This window comes from Pseudoduganella aquatica, assembly GCF_009857595.1.
Lineage (GTDB): Bacteria > Pseudomonadota > Gammaproteobacteria > Burkholderiales > Burkholderiaceae_D > Rugamonas > Rugamonas aquatica_A.
Window position 1 is genome coordinate 64,389 of sequence record NZ_WWCU01000025.1, and the last position, 16,394, is coordinate 80,782.

Genomic DNA, 16,394 nt, shown 5'->3' on the forward strand with positions numbered 1-16,394 from the left:
GGGGTCTCCCGTGAATGAATTACATTATTATGCTTACGTTAGCAGTTTGGAACAGTCCTAAGATACACGGCAACTGTGGAAAACCACAATAGCCGCTGACACACTAAAGTTGAATGCTCCGCCCCATGCCCAACGCCACCGACCGTCCGCCGCGCCTGCACTTCGCCAACCCGGTACGCTGGCTGCTGCCGGTGGTGCTGGTGCTGTTCTTCCTCGCCGTGCTGATCTGGCTGCCCTGGCAGGCGCGCCAGATGGAAAGCAGCGAGCGCCAGGAGCAGCTGATCGCCGACACGCTGTGGGTGGAACAGACCATCCGCTTCCAGCTCGGGCGCCACGAAGAAGCCATGCGCACCCTCAGCGGCGAGATCGCCGCCGGCCATTTGAGCCCGGCACAGCTGCACACGCGGCTGGTGCAACTGTTGCAAACGGGACACGAAATCCGCCGCGTGCTGTGGCTCACACCGGACGGCGCGGTGGCCGCCACCAGCGAAGCGGCCGGCGCGGCCCCGGCGGCAGGGTCCGGACTCGGCCCAGCCTCGCTGGCCGCCGCCGACCATGCGCGGCGCGCGCGCAGGCCGGTCTACAGCCAGCCCGAGATCCTGCCAGGCGGCAGCAAGCCCGGCCTGGACTACCACTACCCCATCTATAACGGCGAGCACTACCTGGGCAGCCTGGTGGCGCACTACGCGCTGAGCACCGTGCTCGACGAACTGGTGCCGTGGTGGTTTGCGCAGGACAACCAGATCACCCTGCTCGACCGCGACGACAAGGTGCTGGCGCGCCGCTCGGCCGCCGGCGCCGGCCACGGCGTCTACACGCACAAGCGCGCGCTGGACCTGCCCGGCACCTCGGTCACCCTGGTCACCGACAGCGTGAAAAGCGAGCCGCGCCTGCTGCCCAACCTGCTGGTGGGCTCGGTGATCGCGCTGTCGCTGGCCCTGCTGTGGAGTTTGCTCGCGCTGTGGGGCCACATCTCGCGCCGCCTGGCCGCCGAAGGCGCGCTGCGCCAGCAGATGAGCTTTCGCACTGCCATGGAAAATTCGCTGGTGACCGGGCTGCGCGCGCGCGACCTGGAAGGTCGCGTCACCTACGTCAACCCGGCCTTCTGCCAGATCGTCGGCTATCCGCCGGAAGAGCTGGTGGGCAAGCTGCCGCCCATGCCCTACTGGGCGCCGGAAGTGATGACGGAATACCAGCACCGCTTCGCCGGCGTCCTGGCCGGCAACGTCACGCCGCAGTTCGAGACCATCTTCCAGCGCGCCAGCGGCGAGCGGGTGCCGGTGCTGATCTTCGAGGCGCCGCTGGTGGACAACAACGGCAAGCAGACCGGCTGGATGGGCTCCATCCTCGACATCTCGGACCGCAAGCGCATCGAAGAACTGAACCGGCAGCAGGAACAGAAGCTGCAGACCAGCGCGCGCCTGGCCACCATGGGCGAGCTGGCCTCCATGCTGGCGCACGAGCTGAACCAGCCGCTGGCGGCCATCTCCAGCTACACCACCGGCGCGCTGAACGTGATGGCGCGCGCCGAAGACTCAGGCCAGCCGCTCGACTGCGGCATGCTCAAGCCGGCCCTGCAGCAAGCAGGCGCGCAGGCCCAGCGCGCCGGGCAGATCATCCGCAGCGTGCACGAATTCGTGAAAAAGCGCGAGCCGGAGCGGCGCGAAGTGGCGGTGCAGTCCCTGCTCGACGGCATCGAAGCGCTGATCGAGCTGCAGGCTCGCCAAAGCTACGTGGCGCTGCAGACCGACATCCCGGCCGCGCTGCCCCCGGTACTGGCCGACCGCGTGATGATAGAGCAGGTGCTGCTCAACCTGACCCGCAACGGCATCGAATCCATGGCCCAGGTGCCGCCCGAGCGGCGCCTGCTGCGCGTGCGCGCGCGGTACGACGCGGCCGCCGCGCAGGTGGCGGTGGAGGTGATCGACCAGGGCCACGGCATACCGGACGACGTGGCCGAGCGCCTGTTCGCGCCCTTCTTCTCCACCAAGGCCGAAGGCATGGGCATGGGTTTGAGTATCTGCCGCACCGCGATAGAATTCCATGGCGGCACGCTGGTGCACAAGCCCAATCCGGCCGGCGGCACCATTTTCACATTCACGCTGCCGGCCGCCGGCGCGCCCTGAAAGGACAACTATGCTGCACATCGTGGACGACGAAGCCGTAGTGCGCGACTCGCTCTCCTGGCTGGCCTCGTCGCGCGCCATCCCCGCCACCGCCTACGCCAGCGCGGCCGACTTCCTGGCCTGGGCCGGGCGCGCCGAGTTCGACGCCATGGGCGACTGCGTGCTGCTCGACGTGCGCATGCCCGACATCAGCGGCGTGGCCGTGTTCGACCAGCTGGCCGCGCGCGGGCTGACGCAGCGCCTGCCGGTGATCTTCCTGACCGGCCACGGCGACGTGCCGATGGCGGTCGACACCCTCAAGCGCGGCGCCTTCGATTTCTTCGAAAAGCCCTTCAACGACAACCAGCTGATGGACCGGGTGCAGGAAGGCCTGGCCACCTCGCGCGACGCCAGCGCGGCGGCGGCGGTGCACGCCAGGCTGGCCACCCTGTCCACCCGCGAGCGCGAAGTGCTGGACCTCATCCTGGCCGGCAAGATGAACAAGGTGGTGGCCGACCAGCTCGGCATCAGCATGCGCACGGTGGAAGTCCACCGCGCCCACATCTTCGACAAGATGCAGGTCAAAACCGCAGTCGAACTCGCCGGCCTGCTGAAATAAGCCGCAGCGCTGCAGTCCCGCAGCGTGCGCCGCAAAATTAATTTACCACTTATATAACTGCTGATATTATTTCCTCATGAAACCCGGACTCGGAACCCAATTACGCCATTTGATCGATCTGCTGGACGGAGCGGTGGGCGCCGCCTATGAGGAAGCCGGCCTGGATTACCGGCCGCGCTACACGCCGGTGATGCGCGCGCTGACGCAGGGCGAGGCGCGCACCATAGGCCAGATCGCCGAGTCCGCCGGCATTACGCAGCCGGCCGCCACGCAGACCATCGCGCTGATGCTCAAGGCCGGGCTCATCGTGTCCGAGCCGGGCGCGCTGGACGGGCGGCAGAAAATGATCAGCCTGAGCGCGCAAGGCCGGGCGCTGCTGCCGCAGCTGCAGCAATGCTGGCAAGCCACGGCGGCGGCGGCCCGCAGCCTCGATGAAGACCTGCCCTATCCGCTGTCGGACGCGCTGGCCAACGCCATCGCCGCCCTGCGGCAGCAATCTTTCGGCGAGCGCATCCGCGCCGCGCGCAGCAAGCAGAAATAAAACCCGCAGCACCACCTGGAGAACATCATGAGCACAACGCAGCACGCTGTTCCGGTTTCCCCCGTCCCCGCCAGCCTGGGCGCGCGCGCCGCGCGCCAGCCGGTGGTCCGCATCCTGCTGGCCACGCTGGCCATGGTGCTGCCGGTGGCGGCGGTGCTGGTGTTCGCCAATGTGGTGCTGGAGAAATCCATGCGCGTGGCGTGGCCGCAGCTGCTGGCCGCCGCGCTGTGCGTGCTGGGCTACCGCTACTACGTGGCGAAAATCGAACGGCGCGTGCCGGACGAATTGTCCTCTGACGGCGCCGCGCGCGAAACCAGCGTGGGCCTGGCCTGGGGCACGGCGCTGTCGCTGGGCGTGATCGGCGCGCTGGCCGCGGCCGGCGCGTTCCAGGTGGTGGGCAACAACAGCTGGACCGTCATCTTCAAGCCGGTTGCCGAGCTGGTACTGGTGGCCGTGTTCGAAGAACTGCTGTTCCGCGCGGTGCTGCTGCGCATACTGCAAGTGGCGCTCGGCACGCGCTGGGCGCTGGCGCTGTCCTCGCTGCTGTTCGCGCTGGCCCACTTCCCCAACGACGGCGTGAGCGCGCTCGGCCTGGTGATCACCGTGGCCGCCGGCGTGATGTTCGGCGCCGCCTACCTGAAAACCGGCCGCATCTGGCTGGCAGCGGGGCTGCACTTCGCCTGGAACTTCATCACCGGCACCGTGTTCTCGCTGCCCGTCTCCGGCGGCGCCGCCAAAGGCTGGATCATCGGCCGCCTGAGCGGCCCCGAATGGCTCAGCGGCGGCAACTACGGCATCGAAGCCTCCGCCGTCACCCTGCTGGCCGTTATCGCCGTCGCCATCCTGCTGCGCCCCGCCCGCACGCCAGCCAAGGCCGCTTGATGGAAATCATATCCACGCCTAATATCTAAGAAGCATTTCAGGATGACCCATATGATCAGTTCATGGGCACCTGCGATCCCAAAAAGCGACTGGCCAATCTGCACAAGCACGGCATCGATCTGAACGACGTAGATGAAGTGTTCGCCGCCCCGGTTGTTACACAAGAAGACAGATCCCGGGATTATCCGGAAGAACGCATGCGCAGCATAGGCTGGTTCCGTGGAGACATCGTCGTGTTGATCTGGGCGCCGCCAGAGGATAGCCCTCGCTTTATTTCGTGTCGGAAGGCGAACAAACATGAACGGAAGGAATACTTGGCCAACGTTTTACCTTAGCCCCGAACAGATCGAAGCGCTCTATGATGCAATGCCAGAGGAAGATCTGCCGCCGCCTCCATCGGTCGAAGAACTGGAAGGCGAATGGGGACCAGGTAGAGTCATCATGCCTGGCGAATACCGGCACCAACGAAGCGGATTGCCGGCAGCCGAAGTCATGGGAGCGCCAACGGCTTCATCTATCGCTGTACTCAATGCGCGCGAGGAAAACAGCGCATTCGTCTCGCAATTACCGCCGGAGAGCCTCAACAAGACTGACGCCGCTGCGGAACTGGTGATCCTTTTCGCGCACTCCCAGCTCGATGTCGAAACCCTGCTGAACTCAGCGCGGGACCGCCTGGCGGCGAAAGGAACGCTGTGGGTTTGTTGCGCAAAATTTCGCTCCGAATACCAATCCGACGCATCAGTCCATCGCATTCTGCATTTTGCTCATACGTCGGGAATGATGGGGGAAGCGATATTGCCTATCGACGAAGACTGGGTCTGCGTCAGTCTGTCAACTTCAGTGGTGCCGGGCCAGCGCCCATTCGACGTGTTCGCGCACCAGCGCTGATTCGTGGCTGCGGCGCGACTCCAGCGCGGCGACAATCGCCGCGTCGCCGCGCGCGCCGGCGGCGGCAGCGTTGCCCAGGCCGACCGCGATATTGCGCAGCCAGCGCTCGTGGCCGATGCGGCGTATCGGGCTGCCTTCCATCTTGCGGTTGAATTCATCCTCGCTCCAGCCGAACAGCTCCACCATGCCTGCGCTGCCCAGGCCGTGCCGTTCGTCGAAGTCTGGCAGGGTGGCGCGCTGGGCGAATTTATTCCAGGGGCAGACCGTCTGGCAGTCGTCGCAGCCGTACACGCGGTTGCCGATCAGCGGGCGCATCTCCTCGGGAATGGCGTTCTTCAGTTCTATGGTCAGGTAGGAGATGCAGCGCCGCGCGTCCAGCCGGCCCGGGCCGAGGATGGCTTGCGTGGGACAGGCGCTGATGCAGGCGCTGCACTGGCCGCAGTGCGCGCCGGTCGGCGGGTCGACCGGCAGCGGCAGGTCGACCAGGATTTCTCCCATGAAGAACATCGACCCGGCGCTGCGGTTGATCAGCAAGGTGTGCTTGCCGCGCCAGCCCAGGCCGGACTTCTCGGCCAGCGGCAGCTCCATCACCGGCGCCGAGTCGGTGAACACGCGGTAGCCGAAGGCGCCGATGGCGCGCTGGATGCGGTCGGCCAGCTGCTGCAGCCGCGCGCGCAGCACCTTGTGGTAGTCGCGCCCCCGCGCATAGACCGAGATCACCGCCGCCGACGGATCGGCGATGCGCGCCGCCTCGCGCTCGCGCCAGTCCTCCTCCAGCGAGGCGGGCAGGTAGTTCATGCGCGCCGTGATCACGCGCACCGTGCCCGGCACCAGCTCGTCCGGGCGGGCGCGCTTCATGCCGTGCGCCGCCATGTAGTCCATTTCGCCGTGCATGCCGGCGTCCAGCCAGGCCTGCAGCCCGGCCTCCTGCGCCGACAGGTCGATGTCGGCCACGCGCACTTCCGCAAAGCCCAGCTCCGTGCCCCATTCCTTGATGGATAGTGCAAGTTCGTCTAAATTGAGATCGGCAAGGGACATCGGCTTTACAATGCAACGGTTTACAACCTCACATTTTATTCGATGCAGCACTTTAAATCCCATCTCCACGACGAAGCCGGCACCGCCGCCCTGGGCGCGGCCCTGGCGCGCGCCATCCTGCCGGGCATGGCGATCTATCTGCACGGCGACCTGGGCGCGGGCAAAACCGCCCTCACGCGCGCGCTGCTGCACGCCGCCGGCCACGCGGGCAATGTGAAAAGCCCGACCTACACGCTGTCCGAACCTTACAGCGTGCAGCTGGAAGGGCGCGCCGTCAACGTGATCCACTTCGACCTGTACCGCATGAGCAGCCCCGAGGAATTCCTCGACGCCGGCTTCCGCGAGGACTTCAACGGCGACAACATCTGCATCGTCGAATGGCCGGAGAAGGCCGGCCCCGTGCTGCCGCCGCCGGACCTGCATGTATTCTTGGCTGTGGCTGGCGAGGGACGTGATGTAGAATTGCAAGCGTCCTCTGCCTTAGGTCTGTCATGCCTGCAACGCCTCAAATTCGCACCGAACATGTAAAGTCCCGCCACAGGCGCACGGTACTGAGGGCCGGCAGCGCGCTGCTGCTGTCCGTGATGGCGCCGCTGCCGGCGCGCGCCGCGCAGATCCTGGCGGTGCGCGTCTGGCCCGCCGCCGACTACACCCGCGTGACGCTGGAGAACGATTCCAACCTGAAGGCCACCCATTTCATCGTGAAGGACCCGGAGCGCCTGGTGGTCGACATCGAAGGCCTGGAGCTCAATCCCACGCTGAAAACCCTGGTCGCCAAGATCCAGTCCAACGACCCCTACATCCGCCAGGTGCGCGTGGGCCAGAACCGGCCCAACGTGGTGCGGCTGGTGTTCGACCTGAAAGAAGAAATCACGCCGCAGGTGTTCGCGCTGGCGCCGGCCGGCCAGTACAAGCACCGCCTGATCTTCGACCTGTATCCGGTGAAAGCGGTCGACCCGATCGCGGCCATGATAGAAAAAGGCGACTGGAGCAACGCGCCCGAACTGCCGCACGGCGAGGCCGTAGCGCCTGTGCCAGCTCCGGGCAGCGGCGTGCAAGCCAATCAGGCCACGCAGGCCGCGCAAGCGAAAGCCGAAGCGCGCGCCGAGATCAAGGCCGAAGCAAAAACCGAAGCGGCCGCGCCTAAGCCGGACCTGGCGCACACGCCGCCGGAAGCCCGCCCTGAAAACAAGGACCCGCTGCCGCAAGCCAAGCCCCGGCCCGGCCAGAAGGTGGCGCGCATGATCACCATCGCGCTCGACCCCGGCCACGGCGGCGAAGACCCCGGCGCCATCGGTTCCAGCGGCTCGCGCGAGAAGGACATCGTGCTGTCCATCGCCAAGCGGCTCAAGGGCAAGCTGGAGCAGCACCCCAACATCCGCGTCATGCTGACCCGCGACGGCGACTACTTCGTGCCGCTCGGCACCCGCGTGGACAAGGCGCGCAAGGTGCAGGCCGACCTCTTCGTCTCCATCCACGCGGACGCCTTCGTGCAGCCGTCCGCGCGCGGCTCGTCGGTGTTTGTGCTGTCCGAAAAAGGCGCCAGCTCCAGCGCCGCGCGCTGGCTGGCCAACAAGGAAAACGACGCCGACAACATCGGCGGCGCCAACGTGCAAAGCCAGGACAGGCAGCTCGCCAGCGTGCTGTTCGACCTGTCCACCACGGCCCAGATCAACGACAGCCTGAAGCTGGGCAAGGCCGTGCTGGGCGAAATCGGCGGCATCAACCGCCTGCACAAAGGCTCGGTCGAACAGGCCGGCTTTGCGGTGCTGAAAGCGCCCGACATTCCGTCCATCCTGATTGAAACGGCCTTCATCTCCAACCCGGAGGAGGAAGCCCGCCTGAAGGACAACGACTACCAGGACAAGCTGGCCGACGCCGTCGTGAAAGGCATCCGCCAGTACTTCGCCAAAAATCCGCCGCTCGCCAAGAGCCGCATGACTTAAGCCAGGAAGACCACATGATCAGCCACACCAGGCACGGCGAGCTGCCGGCCATCCGCATCACCGCGCCCGACGGCGCCCAGGCCACCATTGCGCTGTACGGCGCGCACCTGCTGTCGTGGAAGACCCCGGACGGCAAGGAGCGTTTGTTCCTGAGCGCGTGCTCGCCCATGGACGGCAGCGCGGCCATACGCGGCGGCGTGCCGGTGATTTTCCCGCAGTTCTCCACGCGCGGCGACGGCCAGCGCCACGGCGTGGCGCGCCTGTCGCACTGGCGCCTGGGCGCATCCGGCTCGGCGGAGGACGGCGTGTACGCGGAGTTCGAACTGACCCAGGCCGACGTGCCCGCGCCGCTGGCCGCAGGCTGGCCGCACGACTTCGCGCTGCGCCTGCGCTTCGCGCTGCAAGGCAATGCGCTGCACATGCGCTTCAATGTGCGCAACACGGGCGCGGACAGCTTCAGCTTCGCCAGCGCGCTGCACACCTACTACGCGGCGGGCGACTTCCTGAAAACCACGCTGCAAGGCCTGGAGCAGGGCAAGATCGCCTTCGGCCCGCCGCTGGACAATATCTACGCCGCGCCGGCCGAACTGGAACTGCGCACGGCGGACAGCCAGCTGCAGCTGCGCCAGCAGGGCTTTACGGAATGGGTGGTGTGGAATCCTGGCGCCGAGAACGCGGCCAAGCTGACCGATATGGCGGACCACGAATGGCGCGAGTTCCTGTGCATCGAACCCGCGCGCGTGGACAAGCAAGAGTTGAAAGCCGGCGCCGAATGGACCGGCCATCACACCATTACTGTCGCGGGATGAACCGGCCCGGCACCGGCGGGTTACGCGCTGCGCGCTAACCCGCCCTACATGGACTCTTTGATGATGCGGCCCGAGGCAGGCTGGATCGGGCGCGAATTGAGCGGGTACAGGCGGCTGAACAGCGCCATCTGCGCCGGCGACGCCTGCACCGGCTCCTTCATCACCAGCCACAGCACGTTCTCCGTGCACGGCGGCGTGGTCAGCGAACCCATGTAGGTGTAGTAGTCGCGCCGCTGCGGCAGCAGGTCGTTCGGGTCGAGCACGATGGAGGGCGCGGTCACGTCGCCCTTCTCCAGCGGCAGGTTGTTCCACACGGTCTGGATGGCCGGCTGCGGCTTGCCGCGCTCGAGCAGCAGCGCCAGCACCGCCAGGCGGCCTTCGCCGTCCTTGTGCACCAGGTGCACCACCATTTCAAAGCCCTTGCCGTTGATGCGCTCTTCCGAAGGACGGTGGAAGTGGAACTGCACCAGCTCATACATGCGGTTGCCCACCGACAGGAAGTTCCCCCCGCCCATGGTCACCTGCACGGTGTGGCCGTTGTCCTGCACGTTGAACGAAGACGGGCGATAGTCGAAAGTGATCTGCTCCAGGTCCACCTTCATGCCGTCGCGGATATCGATGGGCGACTGGCGGTTGCCGGTGCTGCACTTGGCCCAGTCCGCATTGATCTTGCTCCAGTTGGCCGGGCCGAACTCGCCCTCGTAGCCCCAATGGGTGCCGTTGGCGCGCGGCGGCGGCGCGGCGGCCTTGATGGCGGCCGCCTTCCTGGCCTGGGCCGCTGCGGCGGCGCGCGCGGCCTGGTTGGCGCGCATCTGCGCCAGGCGCTCGGCGATCTTGGCCGACAGCTCGGCTTCCGCCTGCTCCTCGCGTTCGCGCTCGCTCAGCTTGGGCGCGGCGGGCGCTTTCGCGGCCGGCTTGGCGCCGAACTTGGCGGCGCCGGTAGCCGTGGGCGCGCCAGCGCCGGTAGCGGTGCCGCTGGCAGCGCCGGCCCCGCTGCCGCCGATAGGCTGCGGGTTCGACGGACGGATGTTATTGATATTGGCCTGCGCCATCTTGGTCAGCGGCGGCGCATATGGCGCGGGATCGGCGGCACCCGCCGCCGCAATGGCGAGCCAGCAGGCAGTCAGGGCGATCAGGTTGCGCATGGGAGTCCAGGTATAAAGTGCATACCTGGATTAACGGTTGCACAGCGGGAAAACTTGAGCTGTGCAGGACGAATCAGCGCGGGATCAGCGTCCCGCTTAGCGTCCGAGCACGCGCCGTCCCAGCTTCCAGGCCCCGCCCAGCATCAGCGGAACAATGGCCGCGCCCACGCCCACCATGACGATGGTGGTCAGGTGGTCGCGCACGACAGGGATGTTGCCGAACAAATAACCGCCCACGGTCAGCGACACCACCCACGCCACGGCGCCGGTGACGTTGTAGAGCTGGAAGCGGCTGAAGGTCATGTCCGACACGCCCGCCACGAAGGGCGCGAACGTGCGCACCACGGGAATAAAGCGCGCCAGGATAATGGTCTTGCCGCCGTGCTTCTCGAAGAAGTTGTGCGTGCGGTGCAGGGCGTCCTTGTTGAGCCAGCGGTAGTCATGGGTAAATACCCGTTGCCCGATGGCTTCGCCTATCCAGTAATTGACCGTGTTGCCGCTGACGGCCGCCGTGATGAGCAGCGCGATCAGCACCGGCAGGTTCATCTGGCCGGTGGCGCACAGGGCGCCGGCGATGAACAGCAGGGTGTCCCCAGGGAAGAAAAACAGCACTACCAGGCCTGTCTCGCTGAAAATGATGAAGAACAGCACCGCGTAGACCCACAGGCCGTACTGCGCGATCAACCCATCCAGAGCCTTGTCGACATGCACCAGCATGTCTAGTAATTGCATGAAATCCATAAAAATCCCAAAAGGTAGCGCCGGAATCATACACCACACTGAGCAGTGCAAGAACGTAGTGACGGTTAAATTTCACCAAGCTGCAGTATGGGGACGCATGCCGGTATTACAATTCCCGCACTCATCACCAGGAGACAAATGGATGGAATACACGACGAAGCAAGCGCTGGCGATCCCGGCGCTGGCCGCCCTGCTCTGGCAAACCGCCCACGCTGCCCCGGCCGCGCCGGCCGCCAACCCGCCCAAGCCCACCGTGGCCGACGTGGTCAAAGCCTCCAAGCCGGCCGAATGGCGCCCGCTGGACCCCGAGCACACGCTGTATATGGACCTGCCCGCCGGCCGCGTGGTGATCGAACTGGCGCCCGACTTCGCGCCCGCCCACGCCGCCAACCTGCGCGCCCTGGCGCGCGACCGCTATTTCGACGGCCTGGCCGTGCTGCGTTCGCAGGACAACTACGTGGCCCAATGGGGCGACCCGGACGAAAAGAACCCGCGCGCCTTCAAGACCGCGAAAGCCAAGCTGCCCGGCGAATTCACGGTCCCCATGGCCAATGACAAGCACTTCACCCTGCTGCCGGACCGCGACGGCTACGCCGCCCAGGTCGGCCACTCGAACGGTTTCCCGTCCGCGCGCGACCCGAAAACCGGGCGCGCCTGGCTGGCGCACTGCTACGGCATGGTGGGCGTGGGCCGCGACGTGGACAGCGACAGCGCCAACGGCAGCTCGCTGTACGCCGTCACCGGCCACGCGCCGCGCCACCTGGACCGCAACATCACGGTGGTGGGCCGCGTGGTGTCCGGCATGCCGCTGCTGTCGTCGCTGCCGCGCGGCACCGGCGCGCTCGGCTTCTACGAGAAGCCCGAGCAGCGGACGCCGATCAAGTCGGTGCGCCTGGCGGCCGACGTGCCCGAAGCCGAACGCGTGAAGCTCGAAGTGATGCGCACCGACTCGGCCAGCTTCCAGGCCGTGGCCGAAGCCCAGCGCAACCGGGGCGGCCCGTGGACCAAGGTGCCGGCCGGCTATATCGAGCTGTGCAACGTTACCATCCCCGTGCGCGAGATCGGCAAGTAAACGCCGGGGTCAGTCCCGCCGGGACTGCCCCCAGGGGTTCCCGGTTTATAATCACGGCATGAACGCTCCCGCCCCACACCGTCCCATCCAGGCCCTGCCCGACCAGTTGATTTCCCAGATCGCCGCCGGCGAGGTGGTGGAAAGGCCGTCGGCCGTGGTCAAGGAATTGCTGGAAAACGCGCTCGACGCGGGTTCCACGCAGATCACGGTGCGGCTGGAGGAAGGCGGCGTAAAGCGTATCGCCATCACCGACAACGGCCGTGGCATCGCCCCCGAGCAGCTGCCGCTCGCGCTGGCGCGCCACGCCACGTCCAAGATCGCCTCGCTGGACGACCTGGAAAACGTCAACACCCTGGGCTTCCGCGGCGAGGCGCTGGCCTCCATCGCCTCCGTGGCGGCGGTGACGCTGACCTCGCGCACGGCCGACGCGCCCCACGCCTGGGAAATCACCGGCTCGCACCTGGCCACCGTCACGCCGTCCTCCGGCGCGCACGGCACCACCATCGACGTGCGCGACCTGTATTTCAACACGCCGGCGCGGCGCAAATTCCTGAAATCCGAGCAGACCGAATTCGGCCACTGCGCCGACGTGGTGCGCCGCATTGCGCTGGCGCGGCCGGACGTGTCGTTCTCGCTGTCGCACAACGGCAAGACCGTGGACCACTGGATGGTGGGAGAAATGGCCAAGCGCAGCGCGCAGATCCTGGGCGACAATTTCGCCAGCGCGCGCCTGTCCATCGATGAAAACGCCGGCCCGCTGCGCATCCACGGCTACGCCGGCCTGCCCACCGCCTCCAAGGCGCGCGCCGACGGCCAGTTCTTCTACGTGAACGGCCGCTTCGTGCGCGACAAGGTGCTGATGCACGCGGTGCGCGCGGCCTACGAGGACGTGCTGCACGGCGACCGCTTCCCGTCCTATGTGCTGGCGCTCGACCTGGACCCGGCGCTGGTGGACGTGAACGTGCACCCGTCGAAAATCGAAGTACGCTTCCGCGACAGCCGCGCGGTGCACCAGTTCGTATTCCACGCGGTGCAGCGCGCGCTGGCGCAAACCTCGGCCACCTCGCACGGCAGCGTGCCCTCGCCGCTGCCCGCAGCCGACGGCCTGACCGCCACCACGCCATGGCGCCCGCAGGAGCAGACTTCGTTCGGCTCCATCCTGAATCCCGACTACCAGCCCACGTTCTCGGCCTCGCCCTTCGGCCAGCCGCAGCGCCAGTTCGGTGATACCGGCGGCGTGGCCCAGAGCACCGAGCGCTACGGCGCCCTGTTCAGCGGCGGCAGCGCGTTCGGCGCGCGCGCCAGCTATGGCGTTGACGGCGCGGACGGCGGCGGCGCGACTTCCGGCGGCCTGCCCGGCTCCGGCAGCGGCTACGCCCTGCCCCAGGTCGCCCCCTACGTCGCCTCCTCCGCCACCATGGCCGACGAAGAATTCCCCCTCGGCTTCGCGCTGGCGCAGCTGCACGGCATCTACATCATGGCGCAGAACAGCAAAGGCCTGGTGCTGGTGGACATGCACGCCGCGCACGAGCGCATCCTGTACGAACAGCTGAAAAACGCGCTGGACGCGCAAGTGTCCGGCCAGGACATGCAGGTGCAGCAGCTGCTCATCCCCGTCACCTTCTACGCCGACGCAGTGGAAGTGGGCACGGCGCAAGAGCACCAGGAAACCCTGCACTCGCTGGGCTTCGACATCGCCGCCCTGTCGCCCACCACGCTGGCGGTGCGCACCGTGCCCGCCCTGCTGAAGAACGCCGACGCGCAGACCCTGGCGCGCGACGTGCTGCGCGACGTGCGCGAATTCGGCGGCTCGCGCGTGCTCATCGAGCGCCGCAACGAACTGCTCGGCACCCTGGCCTGCCACACCGCCGTGCGCGCCAACCGCATCCTGTCGGTGCAGGAAATGAACGCCCTGCTGCGCCAGATGGAAAGCACCGAACGCGCCGACCAGTGCAACCACGGCCGCCCGACCTGGGTGCAAGTGGAAATCAACGCGCTGGACAAGCTGTTCCTGCGCGGCCAGTAATCAAAGTTCAGCAAGACAGGCATCATGACGCAACAAGCTAAAAAACCGCTGGCCGTGGCCATCATGGGTCCCACCGCCAGCGGCAAGACCGCCGCCGCGCTGGCCATCGCGCGGCAGATCCCGTCCGAAATCATCTCCGTCGACTCGGCGCTGGTGTACCGCGGCATGGACATCGGCACCGCCAAGCCCACGCGCGAGGAGCGCGCCGCCGCGCCGCACCACCTGATCGACATCATCGACCCGCTCGACTCCTACTCGGTGGCCCAGTTCCGCAACGACACCCTGCGCCTGGTGGACGAGATCACCGCGCGCGGCAAGCTGCCGCTGCTGGTGGGCGGCACCATGCTGTACTTCAAAGGCCTGGCCGACGGCCTGGACGACCTGCCCGGCGCCGACCCGGCCCTGCGCGCCGAACTGGAAGAAGACGCCGCGCGCGAGGGCTGGCCCGCCATGCACGCGCGCCTGGCGCAGCAGGACCCCGCCACCGCCGCCCGCCTGGCGCCCAACGACGCCCAGCGCATCCAGCGCGCGCTGGAGATCATCGCGCTCAGCGGCAAGCCCATGTCCGAACTGCTGGCCCTGCGCGAGAAGACCGAGCTGCCGTTCGAGCTGCTGTCGTTCGCGCTGGAGCCGTCCGACCGCGCCGTGCTGCACGAACGCATTGCGCAGCGCTTCGACCTGATGCTGAAGGAAACCGAAGACGGCGACCTGATCACCGAAGTGGAGCAGCTGCGCCGCCGTGGCGACCTGCATCCCGGCCTGCCGTCCATGCGCTGTGTGGGCTACCGCCAGGCCTGGGAATACCTGGACGGCACGATAGACTTCAAGACCATGCGCGAGACCGGCATCATTGCCACGCGCCAGCTCGCCAAGCGCCAGCTGACCTGGCTGCGCTCCATGCCCGAGCGCGTGGTGATCGATTGCCTGAAGCCGGACGCGGCCGGGACGATGCTGGCCGCGATCAACACCTGGGGTCAGACCCCAGGGGTCTGACCCCGCGAAGTTATGCAACTGACATCAAAAACAGCTCAGCAGCAAATTATTTAGGCGCTTTCCTTGACAGCCCCCGGCCCAAACCGCGATAATGCTGGCCGTTGCGGTGATATAGCTCAGTTGGTTAGAGCACAGCATTCATAATGCTGGGGTCGATGGTTCAAGTCCATCTATCACCACCAACCTTTCGGTGATATAGCTCAGTTGGTTAGAGCACAGCATTCATAATGCTGGGGTCGATGGTTCAAGTCCATCTATCACCACCAGGATACGTCAAGAAAGCCCTGCCCCGGAAACGGCGCAGGGCTTTTTTGTTGACTTCTTAAATGCGATGATTATAATCACATTCAATTGAAGTGTGCATATACACATTTCCCCGTAAAACAGTCGTCAACATTAAGGAAATCACCATGATCCTCCGACCTACCGTGGCCTTGCTCGCCACCGCCGGCCTGGCCGCTGCCATCCTGAGCGGCTGCGGCGACGCCAACAGCAAGCCTACAGAAGCCGCCGCCGGACAGGGCGCCCCCATCACCGCTGCCGTGGTGCTGGAAAAACCCGTGACCGAGACGCAGGAGTTCTCGGGCCGGCTGGAAGCCATCGAACGGGTGCAGATCCGCTCGCGCGTGGCCGGCTACATCACGGCGGTGAATTTCCAGCCCGGCAGCAAGGTGAAAAAAGGCCAGGTGCTGTTCGTGATCGACACCCGCCCCTTCCAGGCCGAGGCCAACCGCGCCGACGCCGCCGCGCACGCGGCACAGGCCAAGGCCGAGCTGGCGCGCCTGGAACTGGCGCGCGCGGAAAAGCTGCTGGCCGACAAAGCCATCGCCCAGCGCGAGTACGACGAGCGCGCCTCCAGCCTGAAAGAGCTGGACGCGAACGCGCGCGCCGCGCTGGCACAGGCGGAAAACGCCAAGCTCAATCTGGGCTACACGCAGGTGACCGCCCCTATCGACGGCCGCGTGAGCAAGGCCGAGATCACCGTGGGCAACCTGATCGACGCGTCCGCCGTGCTGACCTCCGTGGTCTCGGACGACAAGATCTACGCCAGCTTCGACGGCGACGAGTCGACCTATCTGAACGTGGGTGCGCGGGCGCATGGCGGCCAGCCGGTCAAGGTGCGCATAGGCCTGGCCACCGAGAGCGGCTTCCCGCACGAGGGCAAGCTGGAATTCGTGGACAACCAGCTGGACCCGCGCACCGGCGCCGTGCGCATGCGCGCCGTGTTCGCAAACGAGGACAATCTGCTGGCCCCCGGCCTGTTCGCCAAGGTGCAGCTGGACAGCGGCGCCCAGGCGCGCGGAGCGGCCCTGCTGATCAATGAGCAGGCCATCGGCACGGACCAGAACCGCAAATTCGTCTTCGTGGTCACGCCGGACAACAAGGCTGACTACCGCCAGGTGACGCTGGGCCAGACCGTGGACGGCCTGCGCATCGTGCGTTCCGGCCTGAAGGCCGGCGAGAAAATCGTCGTCAACGGCTTGCAGCGCGTGCGTCCCGGCGCGCCGCTGTCGCCGCAGATGGTGCTGATGGACGGCCAGGCCGCCGACAAACTGGCCGCGCTGCCGGCTGCCGCGAAAGGCAACTGA

At 66.6% G+C, this 16,394-nt stretch carries 16 protein-coding genes and 2 tRNA genes; 15 read left to right on the top strand and 3 right to left on the bottom strand.

What is annotated here, in order from left to right; genetic code table 11:
* The first annotated feature begins 125 nt into the window (after positions 1–125).
* The 6 genes from GTP77_RS20140 to GTP77_RS20165 all read left to right on the top strand — a co-directional run bounded on the left by GTP77_RS20140 (position 126) and on the right by GTP77_RS20165 (position 5,035).
* The gene (locus GTP77_RS20140) at positions 126–2,126 is read left to right on the top strand and encodes a PAS domain S-box protein (protein WP_229202270.1); all 2,001 of its coding nucleotides are present in this window, start codon (positions 126–128) and stop codon (positions 2,124–2,126) included.
* A gap of 10 nt (positions 2,127–2,136) precedes the next feature.
* Complete coding sequence (locus GTP77_RS20145; RefSeq protein WP_161073938.1) at positions 2,137–2,724, top strand: response regulator transcription factor; 588 nt, start codon at positions 2,137–2,139, stop codon at positions 2,722–2,724.
* A gap of 109 nt (positions 2,725–2,833) precedes the next feature.
* On the top strand, positions 2,834–3,265 hold the full coding sequence (locus tag GTP77_RS20150; protein WP_229202271.1) for a MarR family winged helix-turn-helix transcriptional regulator: 432 nt from the start codon (positions 2,834–2,836) through the stop codon (positions 3,263–3,265).
* 27 nt (positions 3,266–3,292) lie between these two features.
* Positions 3,293–4,147, top strand: a complete 855-nt coding sequence (locus tag GTP77_RS20155; protein ID WP_161073940.1) for a CPBP family intramembrane glutamic endopeptidase — start codon at positions 3,293–3,295, stop codon at positions 4,145–4,147.
* A gap of 62 nt (positions 4,148–4,209) precedes the next feature.
* On the top strand, positions 4,210–4,482 hold the full coding sequence (locus GTP77_RS20160) for a BrnT family toxin (RefSeq protein WP_161073941.1): 273 nt from the start codon (positions 4,210–4,212) through the stop codon (positions 4,480–4,482).
* Positions 4,445–5,035, top strand: coding sequence for a hypothetical protein (locus tag GTP77_RS20165; RefSeq protein WP_161073942.1), 591 nt, complete (start codon positions 4,445–4,447; stop codon positions 5,033–5,035). Before GTP77_RS20160 ends, GTP77_RS20165 begins: the two co-directional genes overlap by 38 nt.
* Here the strand turns inward: GTP77_RS20165 and queG are convergent.
* On the bottom strand, positions 4,985–6,073 hold the full coding sequence (gene queG, locus GTP77_RS20170; protein ID WP_161073943.1) for a tRNA epoxyqueuosine(34) reductase QueG: 1,089 nt from the start codon (positions 6,071–6,073) through the stop codon (positions 4,985–4,987). The two genes, GTP77_RS20165 and queG, sit on opposite strands and share 51 nt — an antisense overlap.
* A 42-nt stretch (positions 6,074–6,115) precedes the next feature.
* Between queG and tsaE the strand changes: the two genes are divergently transcribed.
* The 3 genes from tsaE to GTP77_RS20185 are packed head-to-tail and all read left to right on the top strand — an operon-like array spanning position 6,116 to position 8,828.
* On the top strand, positions 6,116–6,601 hold the full coding sequence (gene tsaE, locus GTP77_RS20175) for a tRNA (adenosine(37)-N6)-threonylcarbamoyltransferase complex ATPase subunit type 1 TsaE (protein ID WP_161073944.1): 486 nt from the start codon (positions 6,116–6,118) through the stop codon (positions 6,599–6,601).
* A complete protein-coding gene (locus GTP77_RS20180; RefSeq protein ID WP_161073945.1) occupies positions 6,565–8,019 on the top strand; it encodes an N-acetylmuramoyl-L-alanine amidase in 1,455 nt (484 codons plus the stop codon). The genes tsaE and GTP77_RS20180 overlap by 37 nt, the downstream gene beginning before the upstream one ends.
* A gap of 14 nt (positions 8,020–8,033) precedes the next feature.
* Positions 8,034–8,828, top strand: a complete 795-nt coding sequence (locus tag GTP77_RS20185; protein ID WP_161073946.1) for a D-hexose-6-phosphate mutarotase — start codon at positions 8,034–8,036, stop codon at positions 8,826–8,828.
* A gap of 44 nt (positions 8,829–8,872) precedes the next feature.
* On the opposite strand, the gene GTP77_RS20190 is transcribed toward GTP77_RS20185, so the two are convergent.
* Both GTP77_RS20190 and GTP77_RS20195 read right to left on the bottom strand, forming a co-directional pair.
* Positions 8,873–9,973: a carbonic anhydrase gene (locus GTP77_RS20190; RefSeq protein ID WP_161073947.1), complete on the bottom strand. Its 1,101-nt coding sequence runs from the start codon at positions 9,971–9,973 to the stop codon at positions 8,873–8,875.
* Between the two features lie 96 nt (positions 9,974–10,069).
* Entirely contained in the window at positions 10,070–10,714 is a 645-nt protein-coding gene (locus GTP77_RS20195) for a VTT domain-containing protein (protein WP_161073948.1), read from the bottom strand.
* 142 nt (positions 10,715–10,856) lie between these two features.
* Here GTP77_RS20195 and GTP77_RS20200 point away from each other — a divergent pair, with 142 nt between their 5' ends.
* The 6 genes from GTP77_RS20200 (at position 10,857) to GTP77_RS20225 (ending at position 16,394) form a co-directional block, all read left to right on the top strand.
* Complete coding sequence (locus GTP77_RS20200; RefSeq protein ID WP_161073949.1) at positions 10,857–11,786, top strand: peptidylprolyl isomerase; 930 nt, start codon at positions 10,857–10,859, stop codon at positions 11,784–11,786.
* A 58-nt stretch (positions 11,787–11,844) separates the two neighbouring features.
* Positions 11,845–13,812 (top strand): DNA mismatch repair endonuclease MutL, encoded by a 1,968-nt coding sequence (gene mutL, locus GTP77_RS20205; protein WP_161073950.1) that lies wholly within the window; start codon positions 11,845–11,847, stop codon positions 13,810–13,812.
* A gap of 24 nt (positions 13,813–13,836) precedes the next feature.
* Positions 13,837–14,805, top strand: a complete 969-nt coding sequence (gene miaA, locus GTP77_RS20210; protein WP_161073951.1) for a tRNA (adenosine(37)-N6)-dimethylallyltransferase MiaA — start codon at positions 13,837–13,839, stop codon at positions 14,803–14,805.
* A 105-nt stretch (positions 14,806–14,910) separates the two neighbouring features.
* Positions 14,911–14,987 (top strand) — tRNA-Met (locus GTP77_RS20215).
* A 7-nt stretch (positions 14,988–14,994) separates the two neighbouring features.
* Positions 14,995–15,071 (top strand) — tRNA-Met (locus GTP77_RS20220).
* 144 nt (positions 15,072–15,215) lie between these two features.
* Complete coding sequence (locus tag GTP77_RS20225; protein WP_161073952.1) at positions 15,216–16,394, top strand: efflux RND transporter periplasmic adaptor subunit; 1,179 nt, start codon at positions 15,216–15,218, stop codon at positions 16,392–16,394.